Source organism: uncultured Bacteroides sp. (assembly GCF_902491285.1).
GTDB lineage: Bacteria > Bacteroidota > Bacteroidia > Bacteroidales > Bacteroidaceae > Bacteroides.
Genome location: NZ_CABUHK010000138.1, coordinates 1 through 7028, shown reverse-complemented (window position 1 = coordinate 7028; position 7028 = coordinate 1). Strand labels below are relative to the sequence as shown.

The following is a 7028-nucleotide window of genomic DNA, read 5'->3' as shown; positions in this document are numbered from 1 at the left end:
GCCGGATTATAAGAGCAAATAATCAGAATAGGTTTCTTATCTTTAGAGACAGCCAATACTTCCGTTGACTGCAGAAGCCAAAGGAAACAGATAAAAAGATATCCAAGACGTCCCAGCATAATTATGCAGTTTTGATGTGTTAATTCATTAATTGAGTTGCAAATATAGTAAAACTTGTCGGGTTTAGCAGATTTATATGTATTTTTGTCGCTCATTTACTCTCAAAAAATACAAATTATGGAATTATTTCACAAGATGATTTCCGGTTTTTTGGGTATACCGGAAAGACAAATAAGTAGTACACTCCATCTTTTGGGTGAAGGTGCTACGATTCCCTTCATCAGCCGTTACCGTAAAGAAGCCACCGGCGGACTGGATGAAGTGCAGATAGAGCAAATCAAAGAGCAACACGATAAGTTGTGCGACATAGCCAAACGGAAAGAAACGATTCTCGGCACCATCAACGAGCAGGGAAAACTGACTGCCGAACTGGAGAAACGTATCAACGACACTTGGAATCCTACGGAACTGGAAGACATTTATCTTCCTTATAAACCCAAGCGGAAGACACGTGCTGAAGTAGCCCGCCAGAAAGGGTTGGAACCGCTTGCCATCCTCCTGATGTTGCAAAGGGAAAACAACCTTAGCGCCAAGGCTGCCTCCTTCGTGAAAGGAGACGTGAAAGATGTGGAAGATGCCCTGAAAGGCGCCCGTGACATCCTTGCAGAGCAGGTGAACGAAGACGAACGTGCCCGCAACGCGGTACGTAATCAGTTCAGCCGCCAGGCAGAGATTAGTGCCAAATTGGTGAAAGGAAAAGAGGAAGAAGCGGCGAAATACCGGGATTATTTCGATTTCTCCGAAGCACTGAAACGTTGCACGTCCCACCGCCTGTTGGCCATCCGCCGGGCAGAGTCGGAAGGCCTGCTAAAAGTATCCATCAATCCCGACGACGAGGCATGTATCGAACGCCTGGAACGTCAGTTCGTACGTGGCAACAACGAGTGTAGCCAGCAGGTGGACGAAGCCACAGTCGATGCCTACAAGCGTCTGCTCAAGCCCTCCATCGAAACAGAATTTGCCGCTCAATCCAAAGAAAAAGCCGATGAGGAAGCCATCCGGGTATTCACCGAGAACCTCCGCCAACTTCTTCTCGCCCCTCCATTGGGACAAAAACGGGTGCTCGCCATCGACCCCGGATTCCGTACGGGATGTAAAGTTGTCTGCCTCGATGCGCAAGGCAATCTGTTACATAATGAGAATATCTATCCGCATCCTCCGGTGAACAAAACAGGAGAAGCTGCTTCCAAACTCCGTAAGATGATTGAGGCCTATCAGATAGAAGCCATCTCCATCGGCAACGGAACGGCAAGCCGTGAGACAGAAGATTTCATCAACAGCCAGAGCTTCGACCGTCAGATACCCGTGTTTGTAGTCAGTGAGCAGGGAGCTTCCATCTATTCGGCTTCGAAGATTGCCCGCGACGAGTTTCCCGATTATGACGTAACGGTGCGTGGAGCAGTCTCCATCGGCCGCCGCCTGATGGACCCGTTGGCAGAATTGGTGAAGATAGATCCTAAATCCATCGGTGTAGGTCAATACCAGCACGATGTAGACCAGACAAAACTGAAAAAAGCGCTCGATCAGACAGTAGAGAATTGCGTGAACCTGGTCGGTGTAAACCTGAATACGGCAAGCAGCCATCTATTGACTTATATCTCCGGACTGGGACCGCAACTGGCTCAAAACATCGTCAACTACCGGGCGGAAAACGGAGCTTTCGGTTCACGGAAAGAGTTGATGAAAGTTCCTCGCATGGGTGCCAAGGCTTTCGAACAGTGTGCCGGATTCCTCCGCATCCCCGGAGCCAAGAATCCGCTGGACAACACCGCCGTGCATCCGGAAAGCTACCACATCGTAGAGCAAATGGCCAAAGACCTGAAATGTACCATCGACGAACTGATAGCCGACAAGGAACTCCGCCGGAAGATTAACATCTCCGCCTACATCACCCCTACCGTCGGCCTGCCCACCTTACAGGACATTCTGCAGGAACTCGACAAGCCGGGACGTGACCCGCGTAAGGCTATCAAAGTCTTCGAATTCGACAAGAACGTGCGCACCATAGCCGATTTGCGCGAAGGAATGATTCTTCCGGGCATCGTAGGCAACATCACCAATTTCGGGGCGTTTGTCGATATAGGTATTAAGGAGAACGGACTGGTGCACCTCTCGCAATTAGCGGAACGGTTCATTTCCGATCCGACGGAAGTGGTATCCATCCATCAACACGTCATGGTCAGAGTGATGAATGTAGATTATGACCGGAAACGGATTCAGCTTAGTATGATCGGGGTACCGCAAGACTGATTGCTTCTCTTTTTTCTCCCCACCACACAATCAGAATCGTAAAAACAATCATAAGTACTGTGCAAATGAGCGAGCCTTCAAAACCGAAGGCTCCGCCATTCAGTACGTTTTCTTCGGGCATACGCAAAGTCAGCATGCTCGTCGTGAAATTATTTCCGCTCACCTGATAACCTAGAATCGGACCTTGAATCCAATTCCAGAAAAGATGAAGAGAGATAGGGAAACACAGATTCTGGGTATAGAGATAGGAAGCACCCAGCAGCATACCGGCAAGCAATAGATTAAGCATCGGCAGGAAAGCTATTTCCGGATTAAAGATATGCATAAACGCAAATAATGCCGACGAGATGAAGAGTGCCAGGAATTTATTCATATTGGTATGAAGCAGACGTCCGAGGATATAGCCGCGCATCAGAATTTCTTCAAACAACGCCACTAACAGGAAAAACACCCACGACCCCAATAAATCCAACGGCTTAAACTGGAAACCGGTGACTTCTATTTCTCCCAAAACAACAGAGATTCCGAAACCCAGCAAATAGAGCAAGATTGCCATCAGAAGTCCATACCACAGTCCACTGGCATGTCCTTTTAGGGAAAGTCCCAAATCAGAAAACGGACGACGTTCGAGACGAAGCAAGATGACGGCGGCAGTAAGAACGGCCAAAAGCATACCGGCCTCCACGAAAATATACCCTACTACTCCCGGATGGCGAGCCTCCACTCCAAGAACCAACGACAGGCCTCCGCTGACCAATGTCCCATACAATCCAATAAATATGAAAAGTACCACAATAAACAGCGGGATACATGCCCACACAGGAAGTCTTTTGGGTTCTTTCTTCCCATCTATGTTGTCTGCCTCCATTTTTACAATTTGTTAATCCGGCTACAAAATTAGATATAAAACATAAAAAAACATCATGTATTCTCTATTTTTCCTATATTTGTCAGAACAAATCTACAAAATTATGAAAATTAAACTACTATTGATAAGTTTCTTACTGGCCGCTAATGCATTAGGAGCCGCCGCCCAAGTGAGTAAGACGTATTATGTGAGTAAGCCCGGTACGCTGATTTCCATGATGACTGAAGAGGAAGCCAACAGTGTCACCCACCTCACACTGACCGGAAAACTGAATGCAGAGGACTTCCGGCATCTCCGTGACGAATTTGCCAATCTGAAAGTATTGGATATTTCGAACGCGGAAATCAAGATGTACAGCGGAAAAGCCGGTACTTATCCCAATGGAAAATTCTACATTTATATGCCGAACTTCATCCCTGCCTATGCTTTCTCGAATGTGGTAGGCGGAGTGACCAAAGGTAAAGCCACACTGGAAAAAGTGATCCTCTCCGAGAAAACGAAGAATATCGAAGATGCTGCTTTCAAAGGCTGTGAGAATCTGAAAATCTGTCAGATCCGGAAAAAGATAGCTCCCAACCTGCTGCCGGAAGCATTGGCAGACAGCGTTACCGCCATCTTCGTCCCTCTGGGCAGCAGCGACGCTTACCGCTACAAAGACAGATGGCAGAACTTTGCATTCATCGAAGGTGAACCGGTAGAGACAACTCTGCAAGTGGGGGCCATGGGCAAACTGGAAGAAGAGATTCTGAAAGCGGGACTGCAACCCAGAGACATCAACTTCCTGACCGTTGAAGGGAAACTGGATAACGCCGACTTCAAACTGATCCGTGATTATATGCCGAACCTCGTTTCTGTCGATATTTCCAGAACGAACGCAACGGCTATCCCCGACTTCACTTTCGCACAAAAGAAGTATCTGCTGAATATGAAATTACCTCATAACCTGAAATCAATCGGACAGCGTGTATTTAGTAATTGCGGTCGCTTGTGCGGCACGCTGGAATTACCGGCCAGTGTAACGGCTATCGAGTTCGGTGCTTTTATGGGATGCGATAATCTCCGCTATGTGTTGGCTACCGGAAATAAGATTACGACGCTGGGTGATAATTTGTTCGGGGAGGGAGTTCCGAGCAAGTTGGTTTATAAGAAATAAAAGAATTGAGGGCTGTCTAAAACTTCAACTTACTAAAAACAGCCCTTTTCTTATTTAAAAGAAACATGCTTTTGGCCAATTTTAAGCAGAATGAATATATTCATGATTATTTCACATATAGATTGTTTCCTCTTCCTAAAGCATAGCTTTTGCCCACCTAAAGCTAAGCTTTCCGTTCTCTAAAGCTATACTTTTTACTTATACTAAAAGAAGTTTCACACTTCTCCTACAAAAAACTCATTTCTCTATTCTCCTTCACCTTTCTTCTGAACTCCTGATAAATAAGCTCTCTACGGGTGAAGGTAGAGTTTTTCATCATTACATTCATCGTATTGCATATGTAAGCGTCTCCGCGATTCTATATAGTGTATTAAAATAAAAAGGCTAATGATCCCTTTTTAGTCATTAGCCTTTTCCCATCTGTCAGGAAGCAGTTCCCTGTATTTTTCAATTGGTGTGTTCGGTTGCCATTCGGCTGTTCTGTTTATCACATCCGTGAGATACTCAAATAAATTCACTTTATGCATCCTACAAGTGAGTGCTATCGTATAGAGTATGGCGCCTCGTTCGGCCCCCTTATGGCTGCCGAAGAACAATGAGTTTTTTCTTGATAAGGATATGTACCGGTTCATCCGTTCAACCATATTGTTGTCCAGATAAGTGTCACCATAATTAAAGATGTCCACCACTGCATTCCACTCATTGCGAAGATAGGTAATGGCTTCCTGCAGTTCGCTCTTAGGTAATAAATCCCCCCGTTCTTCTATTTCATCAAGCACATCTTTTATTTCTCCGAGTATGTCCGGCGCATACTTTTTTCGATGCATAAGATTCTGTTCTACCGTCCATCCCTCAACCCCAACTTTATGCTTATGCTCGTTTTGATAAAGTGCGTTTATCAGCTCCACGATTCTTTTTGCATCCGGGTCCTTCTCACCGCAATCTATAAATTTCCGTTTTATATGTTGCAAGCACGGGATGCGTGTGATATTGGGATAAGCATCGCTTTCGAGCTTCCGGTAAGGTGAGTAACCATCGCTTTGTATGATACCTTTGCAACTGCCTAATTCGTTAAGAATAACTCTTTCAGACCGGGAGCCGTCATCATAGAGCAAGTATATCATCCTGGTGTTTATGCCGACAACCACCCAAAGATATCCCTTCCTGACTCCTTTTCCCTTGCTGTTCTTTTCCGGGACGAGTATTTTGTAATAGGTTTCATCGGCTGCCTTATAAGGATCACTCAAAGCTGTCTGCCGGATGCACTTATAAAGATTTTCGAAGAGGTTTGAGGCTTTCTCTATCAACTTATGAGCCGTAGGTTTCTTCAGCGTAAAGCCATGACTCTCGAAGTAGTTGATGATTCTTTCAACAGGTAGCGATTGTATATAACGTAATTCCATCAATCCGGCAATAAATGAACCGTCATAGCTGGAATTCAAGAAGGCCGAAGCCGGTGTTTTTCCCTCAAACAGGCGACCTTCTTGCGTATAGGTGTGTATCTTGTAGACATGCTTGATGAAGCGCATGGGTACACATTCATAGCGGACGCATATTCTGGGAACAGTGGTAAACAACCGGGCCTTATTGATGTCAAAATCGGGATCATCGGGATAAACGACATGTTCTTCTTCCTCCATCTCATAATGCATGTCACGTTTGGCCCCATTGTTCTTTCTTGCTTTACGCTTATCTGCTTTTTCCGCTTCTATCTTCTGCCGCTCTTCTTCGGATATGGCAGATTGGGGAGCCTGTTGCTGTTCGGATGTGTTGGATACAAGTTTGGCGAGTCCCTTAGTAAGGCGCTGTTGCTTGCTAAGAGATTCGCCTTTTTGAAGGAGTGCCTCTTTAAGGGAAGAAACCTCCTTTATCAAAGCATCTATTTGGTCCAAGAGTCTGTTGTTGTCATCTCGTAATCCCTTGATTTGTTCCTTCAATAACTCTATGATCTCATCCTTTTTCATGGCATAAAGATATAAAAAATCAACGAATTGGCCAAATAAACCGGATGATATCTTTAGCGCAAATAACTAATAATCAGAATGTTGAATTAGATCCTAAAACGTTTTCTCAACCGTACAGACTTTAATGACACTCCATTTAAGATAAAAGACAAAACCTGATAAGAAATCTCGTAATTGCCTGTATTGGGGTTAAATGTCGGTAACTCAAAACTTCCACCTTCGAGGCGCTTGTAGTACAGAAGAAAGCCATCGCCATCCCAACGCAGTATTTTTACACTTTGTCGGTTTTTACCAAAGAATAAAAAGATATCTCCGGAAACGGGAGACAAGTCCTTCATTTCCGATCGTATAATTTTGAATAAACCGTCAATGCCAAGGTTCATACGAACAAAGCCCTGGTACAGATAGTAGCGATTGGCTGATGTTAGAGAATACATAGATCTCCCTCCGTTCTTTCGTAATCGCGCAACATTTTAATCACACCACCGGGTGTGGCCCGTTTGACCGAAATGGTGGTTCCACTGTTAAAGGTGATTGTGATCCCGGCAAGACTAAACTCTTCTTCCGACAACATGGCGGGTGCTATTTGAGTGAATGAAGGAGAGGAAGTTGTCGGTTGGGAGGGTTCAACGCCGCCATAATAATCACGGACCACATCTGCCTTGGCTTGTTT

The 7028-nt window shown here is 45.3% G+C and carries 5 protein-coding genes and 2 pseudogenes; 2 read left to right on the top strand and 5 right to left on the bottom strand.

Annotated features, from left to right (window positions below):
* Positions 1 to 215 (bottom strand): annotated as a pseudogene (locus RDN93_RS21170) (two-component sensor histidine kinase); the annotation flags it as partial.
* A gap of 22 nt (positions 216 to 237) precedes the next feature.
* Here RDN93_RS21170 and RDN93_RS21165 point away from each other — a divergent pair.
* The gene (locus RDN93_RS21165; protein WP_308747308.1) at positions 238 to 2370 is read left to right on the top strand and encodes a Tex family protein; all 2133 of its coding nucleotides are present in this window, start codon (positions 238 to 240) and stop codon (positions 2368 to 2370) included.
* Here RDN93_RS21165 and RDN93_RS21160 read toward each other — a convergent pair.
* The gene (locus RDN93_RS21160; protein ID WP_308747307.1) at positions 2342 to 3238 is read right to left on the bottom strand and encodes a type II CAAX endopeptidase family protein; all 897 of its coding nucleotides are present in this window, start codon (positions 3236 to 3238) and stop codon (positions 2342 to 2344) included. The two genes, RDN93_RS21165 and RDN93_RS21160, sit on opposite strands and share 29 nt — an antisense overlap.
* Before the next feature lie 103 nt (positions 3239 to 3341).
* Here RDN93_RS21160 and RDN93_RS21155 point away from each other — a divergent pair, with 103 nt between their 5' ends.
* Complete coding sequence (locus RDN93_RS21155; protein ID WP_308747306.1) at positions 3342 to 4391, top strand: leucine-rich repeat domain-containing protein; 1050 nt, start codon at positions 3342 to 3344, stop codon at positions 4389 to 4391.
* 398 nt (positions 4392 to 4789) lie between these two features.
* Here the strand turns inward: RDN93_RS21155 and RDN93_RS21150 are convergent, their stop codons facing one another.
* From RDN93_RS21150 to RDN93_RS21140, 3 genes and pseudogenes are all read right to left on the bottom strand, one after another.
* A complete protein-coding gene (locus RDN93_RS21150) occupies positions 4790 to 6355 on the bottom strand; it encodes an IS66 family transposase (RefSeq protein ID WP_004304902.1) in 1566 nt (521 codons plus the stop codon).
* Between the two features lie 86 nt (positions 6356 to 6441).
* Positions 6442 to 6792: an IS66 family insertion sequence element accessory protein TnpB gene (tnpB, locus tag RDN93_RS21145; RefSeq protein ID WP_004296723.1), complete on the bottom strand. Its 351-nt coding sequence runs from the start codon at positions 6790 to 6792 to the stop codon at positions 6442 to 6444.
* Positions 6780 to 7028 (bottom strand): annotated as a pseudogene (locus RDN93_RS21140) (hypothetical protein); the annotation flags it as partial. The pseudogene RDN93_RS21140 and the gene tnpB, both read right to left, overlap by 13 nt.